General features: G+C 54.6%; 11 protein-coding genes and 2 pseudogenes. 5 read left to right on the forward strand and 8 right to left on the reverse strand.

Annotation, left to right across the window (positions count from 1 at the left end):
• The first annotated feature begins 180 nt into the window (after positions 1–180).
• The 3 genes from C814_RS13605 to C814_RS13615 are packed head-to-tail and all read left to right on the forward strand — an operon-like array spanning position 181 to position 4,053.
• Complete coding sequence (locus C814_RS13605) at positions 181–1,734, forward strand: spore germination protein (RefSeq protein ID WP_016315923.1); 1,554 nt, start codon at positions 181–183, stop codon at positions 1,732–1,734.
• Positions 1,724–2,821, forward strand: coding sequence for a GerAB/ArcD/ProY family transporter (locus C814_RS13610; RefSeq protein WP_016315924.1), 1,098 nt, complete (start codon positions 1,724–1,726; stop codon positions 2,819–2,821). The genes C814_RS13605 and C814_RS13610 overlap by 11 nt, the downstream gene beginning before the upstream one ends.
• On the forward strand, positions 2,818–4,053 hold the full coding sequence (locus C814_RS13615; RefSeq protein WP_016315925.1) for a Ger(x)C family spore germination protein: 1,236 nt from the start codon (positions 2,818–2,820) through the stop codon (positions 4,051–4,053). Before C814_RS13610 ends, C814_RS13615 begins: the two co-directional genes overlap by 4 nt.
• 473 nt (positions 4,054–4,526) lie before the next feature.
• On the opposite strand, the gene pepT is transcribed toward C814_RS13615, so the two are convergent.
• Entirely contained in the window at positions 4,527–5,747 is a 1,221-nt protein-coding gene (pepT, locus tag C814_RS13620) for a peptidase T (protein ID WP_016315927.1), read from the reverse strand.
• 178 nt (positions 5,748–5,925) lie between these two features.
• Here pepT and C814_RS13625 point away from each other — a divergent pair, with 178 nt between their 5' ends.
• Complete coding sequence (locus C814_RS13625) at positions 5,926–6,882, forward strand: LysR family transcriptional regulator (RefSeq protein WP_016315928.1); 957 nt, start codon at positions 5,926–5,928, stop codon at positions 6,880–6,882.
• Positions 6,883–7,155: 273 nt separating this feature from the next.
• Here the strand turns inward: C814_RS13625 and C814_RS13630 are convergent, their stop codons facing one another.
• The 5 genes and pseudogenes from C814_RS13630 to C814_RS13655 all read right to left on the reverse strand — a co-directional run bounded on the left by C814_RS13630 (position 7,156) and on the right by C814_RS13655 (position 11,258).
• Entirely contained in the window at positions 7,156–7,518 is a 363-nt protein-coding gene (locus C814_RS13630; RefSeq protein WP_242829009.1) for a GNAT family N-acetyltransferase, read from the reverse strand.
• A gap of 706 nt (positions 7,519–8,224) precedes the next feature.
• Positions 8,225–8,989 (reverse strand): annotated as a pseudogene (locus C814_RS22980) (IS5 family transposase).
• 122 nt (positions 8,990–9,111) lie between these two features.
• Positions 9,112–9,534: a DUF2000 domain-containing protein gene (locus C814_RS13645; protein ID WP_016315931.1), complete on the reverse strand. Its 423-nt coding sequence runs from the start codon at positions 9,532–9,534 to the stop codon at positions 9,112–9,114.
• Positions 9,518–10,432 carry a DMT family transporter gene (locus tag C814_RS13650; protein WP_016315932.1) on the reverse strand — a complete coding sequence of 305 codons (915 nt, stop codon included), beginning with the start codon at positions 10,430–10,432 and terminating at the stop codon, positions 9,518–9,520. The genes C814_RS13645 and C814_RS13650 overlap by 17 nt, the downstream gene beginning before the upstream one ends.
• Entirely contained in the window at positions 10,422–11,258 is an 837-nt protein-coding gene (locus C814_RS13655) for a helix-turn-helix domain-containing protein (RefSeq protein WP_016315933.1), read from the reverse strand. Before C814_RS13655 ends, C814_RS13650 begins: the two co-directional genes overlap by 11 nt.
• A 169-nt stretch (positions 11,259–11,427) precedes the next feature.
• Between C814_RS13655 and C814_RS24935 the strand changes: the two are divergent.
• Positions 11,428–11,532: pseudogene (locus C814_RS24935) on the forward strand (resolvase); the annotation flags it as partial.
• A gap of 140 nt (positions 11,533–11,672) precedes the next feature.
• Here the strand turns inward: C814_RS24935 and C814_RS13660 are convergent.
• Positions 11,673–13,310 carry a recombinase family protein gene (locus C814_RS13660; RefSeq protein WP_016315934.1) on the reverse strand — a complete coding sequence of 546 codons (1,638 nt, stop codon included), beginning with the start codon at positions 13,308–13,310 and terminating at the stop codon, positions 11,673–11,675.
• Positions 13,294–14,586, reverse strand: a 1,293-nt coding sequence (locus C814_RS13665; protein ID WP_016315935.1) for a recombinase family protein, incomplete at its 5' end; no start/stop codon positions are given. The genes C814_RS13665 and C814_RS13660, both read right to left, overlap by 17 nt.

Raw genomic sequence — 14,586 nt, forward strand, 5'->3', positions numbered from 1 at the left:
CGCGGATATTCGGTACTGGTTGCCGGCATACTAAAAACATGCCCAGGACCTGTTTGAACGCCTTTTCAGGGACTCCAAAAAGCCTTCCGAAGGCTTGCGGCATACCTGGAGGGAGCAAAAAATCTGGTGAAACATTCGCTGTGAAGCAGGTTCTCAATCTCTGAAAAAGGATGCATGGTTATGAAGATTACAGATATTTTTCAGCGGCGGCCAGCAGTTCCAAACAGCGCCTACCAGCCGCCGCAGCCGGACACAGGGCTGGACAGAAAACTCGCCCCCACGCTGCAGCAGCGCCTGGCCGACCTGCGCGAAATGGTGGGGAATACCGGCGACCTGATTGTCAACGAGCTTACGGTCTGCGGGATCGACTGTGCTGTTGTGATGTGCGAGGGTATGGTGGCGACCGCCGTATTTGCCGAGCTATTCGCCGAACCGCTGACCGCACTCCGGCTCGACCAGCCGACCCCCGAAAAGCTGCTCGGATGGGTGCGGCACCAGTCCCTGCTCGCCCCCGACCAGAAGGAATTCCAGACCTACGGCGACCTGACCCGGTTTATCATGTCGGGCTTTGTGGTGCTGCTGGCGGAAGGGGTCGAACCGGGACTGGCATTCGGTATTCAGGGGTATGACGGGCGCTCGGTCTCGGAACCTGCGGGCGAATCCAACGAGCGCGGCTCCCGCGAGGGGTTTATCGAAAAACTGCGCCCCAATCTGGCGCTGGTGCGGCGGCGGTTCAAATCCGCTGACCTCACCTTTGAAATGGTCAACTTCGGGGTGAAAAGCCGCACCGACGGTGCGCTTGTCTATCTGCGCGGGGCGGTCTCTCCTGAACTGCTGGAGGAGGTGCGCCGCCGCCTTTCCCAGGTCAAAATCGACGTGGTGCTCGAGAGCGGCTATCTACAGCCGTTTCTGGATGCCAAGCCACTTTCGATCTTTTCCGGGGTGGGCTATACCGAGCGTCCGGATACCCTCTGTGCCAAGGTATCGGAAGGGCGGATCGGCCTGCTGGTCGATGGCACCCCCTATGCGCTGGTCGTTCCATACCTCTTTAACGAGCATTTCCAGAGCTTCGACGACTATGCCCACCGCCCCTATTTTGCCACCTTTATCCGCTGGCTGAAATATGCGGCATTTCTCTTTTCGTTCCTGCTGCCGGGGCTGTATGTGGGGCTTGGGAGCTTCCATCCCGAACTGCTGCCCAAAAACCTGCTGCTCAAGCTGGCGCAGAGCGAGTCGGTGACCCCGCTGCCGCTCATGTTCGAGGCTTTGCTCATCTTTTTTATCTATGAGATCATGCGGGAAGCGGGGCTGCGGATGCCCAAGTCGGTCGGACACGCGGTGAGTATTGTGGGTGCTCTGGTGATCGGGGATGCGGCGGTGACCGCCGGGCTGATCGGTGCGCCGATGGTCCTGCTCGTCGCAATGACCGCAATCAGCTCGTTTGTCGTCCCCAGCCTGTACGAGCCGATTACCCTGCTGCGGTTCGGGTTCATCCTGATCGGCGGGGTTGCGGGATTGTTCGGGATCGTGCTTGCGCTCTGTGCGGTACTCGCAAATCTTTGCGCAGTCAACCCGCTCGGGGTCCCGGCTACCAGCCCTGCCGCGCCGTTCTCACTCTATGCGATGCGGGATGTCCTCTTCCGGGTGGGCTGGAAAACCCTCTCCCAGGAGGATTTGCGGGTACAGGGCCTGACCGGGAGCGATCTGAAAGGGGCGGATGTCGATGGAGAATAAGCCGCGTATGATCTCCGGCACACAACTGGTCTTTCTGCTGCTCATCAGCCGGCTGTTCACACTGTTCACCTTTGTCCCCCGGGCGCGGACTGCTGCCAGCGGTTCAACGGCCCTGCTCTGTATCCCGCTGGCAGGGGCTGCGGTTGGTATTCTGCTGATCCCGTTCCTGCTGCTTCTCCGGCGCTCCCAAACCGACCTGCTCAGCTGTGCATTTCAGTTGGGCAGCGGGTATGGACTGGTTGTCTCGCTGCTTTTTGGGGTGTTTTGTATCTATATGGCGGCGTTTACCACCAGCCATTTTTCCTTTTTTATGGCCAGTGCGGTCTACCCCAATTCCACCCCCTGGGCGTTCCTGCTCCTGCTGACACTGGCGGCCGGATACGCCGCGTCACTCGGTCTGGAGGCATTCTCCCGGATGAGCGTGTGGGTCTTTTCACTGCTTCTGCTCCTGTTGCTCCTCTTTGTCTGCGCGCTGCTGCCCGAGGTCAACCCTGTTTACCTCACCAGCCCGCTGCTTGACGGGCTCCCCGCAGTCGGAAAAGGGATATTCTACACCGCAGTCAACCATGCGGAAGCGGCGGCACTGATCCTGCTCCTCCCCAGGGCGCGCCGGGCTGGCGGCAGGGTTGCCGCAGGATGGCTGGTCCTGACCATTCTGGTCTATGAGCTGCTTTCGTTCCTGACGCTGACCGTTCTCGGGGACTACGCAAAAACCCGGCTTTTCCCGCTGCACACCCTTTCCTCGCTGGCCCAGCTTTCCGGGTTCGGGCGGCTTGACCTGCTGCACATCGCCCTGTGGATTTTCGCAGCGTTCCTGCGGTTGACCGTGTATCTCTACTGCGCCGCAGTTTGCCTGCGGCGGATTTTTCCAAGTGCTGCATTTGGCAGGTCCTGCGCCTGCTGTGCGGCGGTCTCGGGGATCTGGTCTCTGGCAACTGCGCAGGGAATGCAGTTCTGGAACCGGATCTCGGAGCAGGTTTGGGTGGTCGCCGCGCCATTTTTACTTCTGGTCGCAGCAGTGCCGCTGGTAACCCTGCTCCTCACCAGCCTTGGGCGGAACTCCGCCGGAAAGGGGCGTATCAAATGAAAAAAAGGAAACTTGCAGCGGCTTTTCTTTCCGCCTGCCTGCTGGGGGGCTGTATGAAAAGTGTCCGGCTGAACGAACGCGGGATCGTCCGCGCGCTCGGGATCGACCTGCCTGCATCGGGCGGCTGCCGCCTGACCATGCAGATCAACCTGCCTTCCGGGGAGGATGCGGTGGACAAACCGCTTGTGATCGAGGAAGAAGGGCGCACGATCACCGATGCGCTCGCGCGTGCAGCGGTCTCGCAGGGCAAACAGCTCTTTCTGGGGGACTGCCGGTTGATCGTTTTGGGGCAGGCGCTCGCACAGATGGACGCTTCCCCGGCCCTCGATTTTCTCAATACCAACAGCATGATAACCCCTTCGGCAACCGTCCTGCTCGCAGAGGGGACCGCGAACGAGATCCTCGGGATACAGGAAAAGGCCCCCCGGCTGGATGCGGAAGGCCTGATCGAAATGACGGAGGGGGCGTACCATTATGGACGCGCCCCGCGGAGCCGCCTGCTTGACCTGATAAACGCGGCGGAAAGCGACCATCTGGCGGGGACACTGGCGGTTGTTTCGGTCGAAGGGAAAGGCGGCGGGACCTCTCCTTCCCCGGATTCCCAGCCGGACGAAGGGGAAGCCTCGGAAAATCCGGAGGAATCGGATGCGAGCAGCCCGGATACGCCGGAATCGGAGGGAGCGTCCGGGGAGAAGCCCGCACAGGCGGAAGTGTCCGGCGTCGCGGTATTCGACCGCGGGCATCTGGGGTTTCTGATGGAAGAAGAAGCGGCACGCGGATTCGGCTGGATGCAGAAGGGGATACGCGGCGCGCCGCTGGTCGTTGGGGACGAACGGCTTGGGAAGGTTTCCACGCTCACCGTCAGCCATCGGGCAAAGATCGTCCCCGAAGCGGTGGGCGACCTGCTTGTATTCCACATGGAAGTGGAAATCCGGAGCGCGGTGCAGGAGACAGCACTCTCTCCGGGCCTCACCTTCGGCGAGGAGGAGCGCGCATACGCTGCCAGGCTTCAGGAGCGGCTGGTCGAATCCCAGATACAGGAGGCAGTAGATGCCTCCCGCAGATGGGGGTACGACCTGTTTGGGCTTTCGCTGCTTGTCCGGCAGAAGGACCCAGACTTCTACCAGAAACATCAGGAGGACTGGATGTCGATCGTTCAGAAAAGCGGCTATGACATCCAGGTTTCCTGCGAGATCGAGCGTACAGGCGGCACAAAGCAGGAGGAAGTATAAGAACCTGTTCCGTATTCCTTTATGCAAGGGGGCTTTTTCTCTTGCAAAAGGCCCCCTCTTGCCGCTTCGCGGCAATTCACCCGAAAAACTGCCGCCGCACTACGAGCCGCAGCGAGTGTTTCGGAGCGCAACCGTTGCGAAGAAACGGCTCTTAGCGCGAAGATCGGCGTGCATAGGCCAACCGGCGCGAAGCGCCGGCTCTTAGGCCGGAGCAAAAAAATCGAGTAAAACTTTGGTTTTGGGAAAAAAGCGGCACCCGGCCCGGAAGGGAGGGGCCTACGGGGAGGGGTCACTGACCCCTCGCCCGTAAGGCAAACTGAGGGGGCGTCGCGCGAAGCGCGCTTCGGGCTGAAAGCCCGAGAAGTCCCCCGAAGAAGGGCGCTTGCGCCCCGGAAGTTTGGGCTGGAACCCAAACTTCCGTTGCCTCACTGCCCCTAAATGCTGAACAGGCTCTAAGGGCCCATTTAAAAGACTCAGGGTTGTCCAAACTGGCAGATCAGCTCTTCCAAAATCCTGCTGACCTGATCCATCGCTTCCACTGTGATATGTTCCTGTGGACTATGATACGCCCATCCGCCGATGCCAAGGTTGGGACAGGGAACCCCGGCAAAGCTCAGCCGGGCACCGTCCGTCCCGCCGCGGGCCGCCAGGAGGACCGGTTCGACCCCAGCCAGCCGGCAGGCCGTACAGGCCTTTTCGATCAGCTGGGGATGCTGTTCCAGGATTTCCCGCATGTTGGCATACTCCTCAACCAGAGAGATCGAAACGGTATCCGGGCCATAGCGGCCGTTCAATATGCGAGCGGCTTCCCGCAGCAGGCCGATTCGTCGATCCATGCCATCACGCTCGAAATCCCGCAGATTATACACCAGCTCGGCTTCCTCTACGGTTCCCCGGGAGCGCAGCAGATGGAAAAATCCTGCGCGACCGTCGGTCCGGGCGGGGATTTCCTCCGCCGGAAGCATATGGGCAAATTCCATTGCGAGCAGCTGGGCATTTACCATAATCCCCTTGGCATATCCCGTATGGATGCCGAGTCCCCGGATCCTGATTTTGGCCTGTATCGCATAAAAGGTCTCGGTTTCAATCTCGCCGGCCGCCCATCCATCGACGGTATAGGCGTATCGGGCACCGAACCGTTCCAGATCAAAATGGGCGGTTCCGCTGCCAATCTCTTCGTCCGGGATAAACACCACGCTGACCGGCCCATGTGCCCTGTCTGCGGTGGTCACCCGCTCGAGCGCGGTCAGAATTTCGGCAATGCCCGCCTTATCATCCACCCCCAGCAGGGTATCCCCGCTGGAGGTCAACAGCGTCTGCCCGGCCAGAGACGGGAGATGCGGGAACTCTGCGGGACGCAGAACCAGCCCCGAATCCCCCAAAACGACCTCCCCGCCATCATACTGTTCAATGATCTGGGGGCGGACATTCTGTCCGGGACAGTCCGGATGGGTGTCCAGATGGGCCAGCAGCCCCAGGCAGGGAGCGGATTCACATCCGGCGGAAGCGGGCAGATACCCGTAGACAAAACAGTGGTTGTCCACCCCAACCTGTTCCACCCCCAGTTCCCGCAGTTCAAAAGCCAACTGATGCGCCAGATCAAACTGCCGCAGGGAGGACGGTGCGGACCCGCTGCATCGTTCACTGCTGGTCCAGATCTTTACATATTCCAGAAAACGCTCATACGCACGCATCGCGGAATCTCCTTTTGCGGAATTGGTCTCGGAGCGGTTTGTTCCACCGATATTATGACATAACCCGACGCAAAATACAATTATTTGAAGGAATAAAATTGACGGAAATATTCTGTTCGTGTTATAATACACCGTATACCAGGGTCGGAATAGGGACATCTCCGGGGAGGGATACGCTGTGTTTCGTGGAATGGAATATGTCTATGCGGTCTGGAGAGAGCGGAGCTTTTCCAGCGCGGCAAAAAAACTGTATATCTCCCAACCGGCTTTGAGCAACAGCATCAAGAGGGTGGAGGACAAGGTTGGCACGCCGCTTTTTGACCGCAGCACCTCCCCCATCCAGCTCACCGATGTGGGGCAGGAATACCTGCACGCGGTGGAACAGATTCTGGCCATTCAGGAGAATTTCTCCCACTATCTTGCAGACAGCCAGAACCTGAAAACCGGGCGCTTGACCATTGGCAGCGGAGCTATGATCTCTTCCTATCTGCTTCCTTCCCTGATCGCCCGGTATAAGGAGCGGTTCCCCTATGTGGAAGTCGATGTGATGGAGAGCGGGGAAGGGCATTTGGAAGAGATGCTCCTGAACGGGGTGATTGATCTGGTGATCGAAAACAGCAGCTTTCCGGAAGCGCTGTTCGAACGCCAGCTTTTCCAACAGGAACACATCATTCTGGCTGTCCCCAAAAGCTGGCCGGTGAACGGGAACCTTCTGGCTTTCCAGCAAAGCATCGACAATATCGCTTCCGGCTCCTATCTCAACCGCCGCTACCCGGCCGTACCGCTGCAGGCTTTTCAGGACTGTCCGTTTATTCTGCTGGGGCCGGGGGACGAAAACCATGAGCGTGCCCTATCCCTCTGCCGGGAACATGGATTTGTTCCACGCGTCATCCTGACGCTTGACCAGCAGCTGACCTCTTACAATATGGCCTGTGCCGGATTGGGGGCTGCGTTTGTCAGTGACACGCTGGTGAGGAGCACACTTCCCCATCCAGACATGGTCTACTATAAGCTGGAAGGAGAAGCCGCCCGGCGGGACATCTGCTTCTATTATAAACGCAACCGCTATATGCCGCAATGTGTCAAACAGTTTCTGGAGGACGCCATGACGGCTGCGGCGGCTGCATCCATCTAAAAAGCGGTACCAGCAGCCAGAACCGAAAGGTGCTTTTCCGGTATCCCCGTTTGATTACTTTGATGATTTTAAAACAAGGCTCTAGAGCCTGTTTTAAAACCGTCAAAGTTACCAGGCAAGACAGACAACAGCACGGAAATAGAGAGCTTCCTTCTCATATCTGGTAGCAAAGCGGCGGTTGTTTTTGAGTTTGAGGAACAGATTTTCCACCAGGAGAACATTTGTCAAGGGGGGATTTCACCCAAAAGATGAAATCCCCCGATAAACTGGAATTCATAAACCTCGTTGGGCAACAATTACGGTATAGTTTTCGGTATCATATGTAACTCCTGTTTCTCTAAAACCATTTTTGTACCAAAAATGTTCTGCTTGAGGATTCCCTTTTACCCAACCAAGGCGGACATTCGCCATCCCAATACGGAACAGATAAGCACACAGGCCATTGATAATCTTGCTCCCTGTTCCAGTATTCTGTATGGACACATCCGTCATAAAAAATCCAATAAAGGCTGTTAATTCATCCGGGTAGGCCATGATGAAATCCATCACAGCAATCAGTTTTTCCCCATCATAAAATCCCAGATAATACTTATCGCACATTTCCTTGTTGGGTGGGAGCGCATTCATATCATTCATAATGCTCTGTTCTGATACAAACGGTGGACAGTATTGATAGTATAGACTGTTTTTATAGCATAATGTGTATACTTCCGCTACATCATTGGCGCACATCTTTCGAACAAGATATTGGTTTGAGAATAACGAAACATTCATTTTCCTTCTTTTCCCTTTCCAAACATTCATGTTCCGATTTGTCGATTTATCACGAGTTCAGTATACCGCAAAAGCGAATGACATTCAACTTCCGTTTATAGGCATTAATAGTAGTAGCAAGCAATGCACCGGTGTATACCCGGCGCAGCTTGTTGGTGGCCGACGGCCCCCAAGCCCTCAGTGCATCGGCGCAACTCCGCCCGATGCACAAGCCGCCGTTGGCGTCTGCTGGTATATACCGGCAGGGGATGGACACCCCCGGCGGAGCCGCCCCCGGAGAGCGCACAGCCGCCGTCAGGCAGTACCACCATCGGCCCTTGGCCGGCAAAGAGAGCGGAGCGCCCAGGTCATCCCCGGACGCTCCTGTTTCGGTTCCTTCCTGCTGGTCGATCACCGCCTTTCCAGCCTATGCCATTTTGCTACAAATGAACCGTCAGCCAATGTAATGTAGTGGCTTGGTGAAACCACCCTTTATACATTACATCTCAGATGGCCTTCTTTTGTTTTTCGCTTATTTCATGCCTTTTCATGTGCTTTATTTTATCATCTTAGATAGCATCTACACGGGTTAAGAACGGATAGCAGCCCAAATAGCGATACAACGAACATGTATCGCGGCGATAAAAGCATCGGAGGTCTTGGCATAGCGGGTGGCAAGACCTCTCCGGCGTTTCAAAGATAGAAAGCAGTTTTCTGCCAAGCGGCGCAGTTTATAGAGATATTTATCATAGCCGCGCTGTTCTTTACGGTTCTTCTTCGGTGGAATTACGGGTTCCACCCCCGCTGAAACCGCATAGGACAGGATATCATTTGTGTCATAACCCCGGTCTGCCAACAGGGTTTCTGCGGAAATGCCTTCTATCAGGTGGACAGCTTCTTTACAATCCGCTCGGGTACCCTCTGTAATAAGGATTCGGACTGGCATACCATGCGCATCCACGGCCAGATGTATTTTGGTGTTAAGCCCCCTTTTGTCTTGGACATATCCTGATTGCCGCCTTTTGCTCCCGCTGCGTGGGGATGTACCTTGATGTGGCTGGCGTCGATCATCAGCCATTCATAATCCGGCTCATCGATCAGAATTTCCAAGAGTTTTTCCCAAACACCTTTTCTACGCCAACGGATGAACCTCTGATGAACACTGCCCCACTTCCCGTAATCGGGAGGCAGGTCACGCCGGGGCGCCCCAGTTCGCAATACCCAAAACACCGCATTGATAGAACGGCGGTTATCCTAAGCGATCCCGCCCCACTGGCCTCGTTGTCCCGGCAAATGTGGTTCAAGCAATTCCCACTTTATCGTTTATATCATGTCTGTGATAGGATGCATCCATCTTTCTGTCCCCGGTCTTTTTAGATAGTTCCATTCTATCACAATCCTAACTTCTTGTGTAGACGATATCTAAGCCATTTATAGTAAGAACCGCAGGGAACACCGGCTAATCTACATATTGGTTTATCGCAGTAAAGCCATATTCCCGGTCAGCTTATTGACCTTTTTCTTTGGGCCACAAATTGCGATGCCGAAATATTGTAGGTTACTTTCGGGAGCGTGGCCCATCTTCTCAATAAATTCGCCATAGGTCTTGCAGCCCTGGGCCAGATCGGAGAAATCCACCACCGTCAAATCTTGAAAATCAGGCTGGTAGAGTTTTTCCCGTATCTGCTTGATAATCTCCGGTGAACCGCGCAGGATGGGCACAGGAAATTCTATGATGCCAAGATGTTCGTTGCCGCTTTGGTCGGTAACGTCAGCCCCTACCACCTCCGGCATTTTCTTTCCCAGGGTAATCCCCATGATCGCCGCCGTATTTGCGATGATACCCAGGGGCAGGCTCTCGTCAATGACCATGACGCACTTTTCATTTTGCCAGTCCATTTTGCTTTGCCTCTTTTCTCAAAAATAGTTTGCTCTCCGACAGGAGCAGACCCGCCAGCGTCAAAACCGTCCCGACAGCGGCCAGGGCGGTGATTTTCTCATGGAGAATTGCCACGGAAGTTACTACCGTAATCACGGGAACCATATAGATATAAACGCTCGTCTTGACCGCTCCCAACGCCTTGACCGCAAAATTCCAGGTGACAAAGCACAGAGCCGATGCGCCCAACCCTAAAAACAGAATGTTGAACAGGTACACAGGATTTGCAAATCTTATCAAATTCAGCTTGAAGTCAAACAGGAATAGTGTCGGGAGTATGAACAAGATGCCATAGCAGAACATTCGCCGGGTTGTAAGAATGGTGTGGTAGCCGTAACCGCTGATTTTCTTTGTCAGCACAGAATAACAGGCCCAAATCAGTGCGGCCAGCAGTGCCAGCAAGTCCCCGGCGGGGTTCAGCTCCAGCTTGGAGCCGTTGAAGCTGATTAAAGCGATCCCGGCCATAGCCACTACAAAGCCAATGAAAAAGCTGGCATGGGGCTTTTCCTCTTTCAGAAACAGATGGGATAGGAGCGCCGTGAAAAACGGGGCTATGGAAATAATCACCCCGACATTGGAGGCCATTGTGTAGGTGAGTGCGATATTCTCCAACAGATAGTAAAGGCATATCCCGCACAGTCCCGCTGCGGCAAAGGTCAATTCCTGTTGCCGGTTCGTCCCTTTCAAAGGTTGGGGATAAACAACCAACAGGGCCAGCAGTCCCATGACGAAGCGAAAGAACAATATCTCTACCGGCTGGAAGTCGGCCAGCAGAATTTTGGTGGAGATAAAGGTCGTCCCCCAAATGATGATTGTAAGAAGGGCGGAGAGATGGCCCACTGTTCCGTTACCCTTCATGCGGCATTTCCTCCGTGTCCCTGAATATGTCCCGATAAATTCCGGGGGCCAGCCCAATAAATCGGTTGAAATAATTGGTAAAATGGCTCTGGTCGGAGAAGCCGGTTTGCAGCGCCGCCTCAACGGGGGGAACGCCTTGCTCTAAAAGTTTTTTAGCCCTGCCTATGCGAATGTTTTCCAGATAGCTGTACGGTGTGACGCCTTTTGAGAGGGCAAAGGCCCGGAGCAGGGTGGATTTGCTCAATCCGGCGCGGTGGCAAATCTGTTCCAGATAAATCCGCTCGGCATAATGCTGTTCCATAAAGGCACAGGCTTTTTCAATTTCCTCCCGGCACTCCGGGACACAACTCTCAAAAGGCTGGCCGTATTGCTGGATCAGCAGAGAGGTCAGGAGGAGCAGGGTTTCCTCTTTCCCAAACTCGTTGGAACCTTTCATTACCAGTTCATGAAGGGGGCGCAAATAGCAGGTGACTTCTTCATCAGAGATTACGTTTTGGGAAAATCCAGGCAGCACCCGTCTGCCGGTAACTTCCTCCGCCAAATCCAGCATAACCTCCTTGGTGATGTTGAAGCCCCGATAATCCAGCGTACCGCCGTCACTCTGAACACAGGCGTGGTTATCTCCCGGGTTGAACAGAAGAACATCGCCCCTTTTGATGGTGTACTCCTGATTTTTGCAGGACAGGACACGCTCCCCATCTTCCATGAAACCAATCACATAGTATTCGTGAAAATGGTTCGGAAAAGGCTGTACGATGCCCTCAAAACGATAAGCCTCAATACGGAGTTCATCATCGTAGACCACCGTTCGTACTTCTTTTTTCATGCGGCTTTCCTCCTTGATGATGCCTATTATACCAGATAGGATTACTGCTGGCTTGTAAAATATCTTCATTTTCTTCCTGATGTTGAAAAGTGCGCAAAAGGAAATTTTTCCCTTGGCGCACTTTTGGTTTGTCAGCAACTCCGCATGGTTTTATGATCTTGTCCATATCAGTGAAATGGTATTTCCAGAATATGATGTTCACTTTATCGCCGTAAATGACGGAGTGGACAGCGCAAAAGGAGATAGTGAATTTACCGCAATCCGCAACATATTCAAGAACACGAGGCATTTGGGAGGGGTAAACTGCTAATTTCTCTCCAATTCGACAAATCAGTGTGCAACAATCAAATATCGCTGCTGTTACAGAATGTTTCCGTCTGGCTGCTGATGCGGTCAGGCGCTTTTTTTGCCCGATCACACCAGCCCAACAAAGCGGTAGTAGATTTTAATGTCCTGGTGTCTTTGACCGTCTATGATGGTTCGTTCTCCAACTTCAATACGGTCAATCAGTTCCTCAATGATTTCCCGGTTCAGTTCCTGCAAGTCCAGATACTGCCGGATGGTTCCGACCCACTGGTGGATATTGGCGATGTCCTGCTGGGCTTTCCGTTCCCCGGCTAACAGACTGTCCAGGCGTTCCGATTTCTGGATGCGTTCCTGCTCGTTCTTTTGAATCAGAACCGAGAAGGAATCGCCGCTGATTGCCCCGCTTACCTTATCTTCATAAAGTTTTGCGGTGATCTGTTCCAACTCCTCCAAACGCCGCCGCAAACGGCTGATTTCCTGTCGGCAGTCCTCTTGTTGCGCGGCGCTTGCGGATTGGATGTGCTGTTTCAGCTTATCCAGTACAGCGGCTTCATCGGCTGCAACCGCTTTGCCATGCGCCCGGATTTCACTCAGCACCAGGTTTTTCAAGCTGATCTCAAAAATCCGGTGCCATGAGCAAACGCTATGTCCGGTAGTGGCAAACCGGGAGCAGAAATAAGAAGTATAGTGCTTGACAGTGCCATTTTTCCGGCGCTGTGTTTCGCGGGCGGCAACCAGAGGATGCCCACAGTCCGCACAGACCAACTTTCCGGTAAACAGAGATGCTTGGGGCGGCGTATTGTTAGCGGAAATCTGTTTCGCCGCCTGATTGATTTTCTGGACAGCCTCCCACAGCTCCGGCCCGATAATTGCCTCGTGCGCGCCCTCATGGGAAATCCATTCCGATTCCGGTTTCCTTATCATGGTCTTGTCTTTATAGGAACGGGAGCCGGTGCAGTTCTGTGTGAGCGTACCGACATAAATATCATCGTTCAGAAGGCTTCGGACGGTTGCGTAAGCCCACAGCCGGGAATACTTGCAGCTGCCATTTCCGTAATGGACCGCCCAGTACCAGCGGGGAGGGAGAATCCCTTTCTCATTCAGGGCGGCGGCGATTTTCCCATAGGCCATGCCGGACTGACGCATCTGGAATATCTGCCGCACAACAGCGGCGGATTCCCCGTCAATGACCAGCTTGTGTCTGTCCTCCTCGCTCTTACGGTATCCGTAGGGAGCGTAGGCGGCAAGATACTGGCCGTTTTTCTTCTTGGCATGAAGCACCGACTTGACCTTGCTGGACAGGTCCTTGAGATGGTAGTCATTCATCAGACTGCGGAAGTGCAGCATATCGGTGTTGTCCCCCTCGCTGTCCAGGCAGTCCAGAACCGACACGAACCGGCATCCGAGGGAAGGGAAAATGACGTCCGTATAACGGCCCACCTCCACAAAATCCCTGCCTAAACGGGAAAGGTCCTTTACCAGAATCAGGTTAATCAGGCCATGCCTTGCGTCCTCCAGCATTTCCAAAAATCCGGGCCGCTGAAAATTGCCGCCGCTGTACCCATCGTCCTGATAGGTCTTGACCTCGATCCAGCCGTTGAGCATGACGAATTTGGAGAGGATTTCATATTGGTTCTCAATGCTCACCGATTCATCGCTGGGAATATAGCCCTTCGCTTTTGCGGAATTGGAAGCGTCATCCACACTCAGGCGGCAGTAGATACCGACTTTATATTGCTTCGCCATAATCCTGCCCCCTTTTCTGTGCCAGCGCCCCGTCCACATTCCCGACATAGCGGTAGTACACCTTGACCTCACAAATCCGCTGCCCGTTGACCTTCTGGGTATCGCCAACCTCGATCCGGTCTACCAGTTCAAAGAGAATGGTTTCGTCCAGTTCCGAGATTTCGGTATAGCGCCGGATAATTTCCAGCCAGCGGTCGGTATCCACCTGGTTTTCCAGGTGCGCCCGGACTTTCCTTTCCAGTTCCGGGACTGCCTCCGCCTTTTCTGCCCGTTCCGCTTCATATTTCTGCATCAGGGTCTGAAATACCGTCTGCGGGATGGAGCCGGTGCATTTATCCTCGTAGAGATTCTGCATCAGACGTTCCAAATCGGAAATACGGGCTAAGGAGGATTTTAATTCCTGCTCATAGGAGAAAAGCCGGGTGTGGGATTCTTTCTCCTTCAGCCGGAGAATCTCGCCCATCAGCCGGTCCGGGTCATATTCCGCAAAGCGGGCCTTTTCCCGGATGTCCTCCAATACCAGCTGGTTCAGCACCGTTTCATAGATGGTGTGGATGGTACACGCGCCCCTTCCGCTGCGGGAGTAGTTGCCGCAGATGAAAGAACTGTACCGTCCCGGCCTGCCATCCTTATAGGTGAACTTTTCGATATGGTTCCGCATTTTGAAACCGCAGTCGGCACAGTACACAAGGCCGGTGAAGATGCTCTTGCAGCCATCGGACGGAGTGCTTTTCCGCACCTTCTTTTTGCCGATACTGGCTACGGTGTCCCACAGTTCCCGCGAAATAATGGCCTTGTGGGTCCCCTCCACCCGAATCCACTCGTCCTCCGATTTATTGACGAGCTTGCGGGATTTATAGGAGAGTGTGCCGCTTTTGCCCTGTACCATGTTCCCGATGTAGACCTCGTTGCGGACCATGTTTTTAACCGTCTGGTCAGCCCATTTGTGGTTGACCCTGCGGGGGTCGCTCTGGCCCTTTCGCTGGTAGTACAGCACACCGGGCGGCTGAATCCCTTCTTCATTGAGCGCCACCGCGATGGCGTGGAATCCCATGCCTGATGCCCGCATCTCAAAGATACGGCGCACAACCGGCGCGGTTTCCTCGTCAATCACAAGATGGTGCTTATCCAGCGGGTCGCGCCGGTAGCCATAGGCGGGGTAGGTTCCCATAAATTTTCCGTTTTCGGCACAGGCTCTCTTGACCGCCTTGACCTTCTTGCTGGTGTCCCGGCTGTAAAATTCATTAAATAAGTTCAAAAAGCACATGACATCGGT

Origin of the sequence: Anaerotruncus sp. G3(2012) (genome assembly GCF_000403395.2) — a bacterium.
Taxonomy (GTDB): Bacteria; Bacillota; Clostridia; order Oscillospirales; family Ruminococcaceae; genus Anaerotruncus.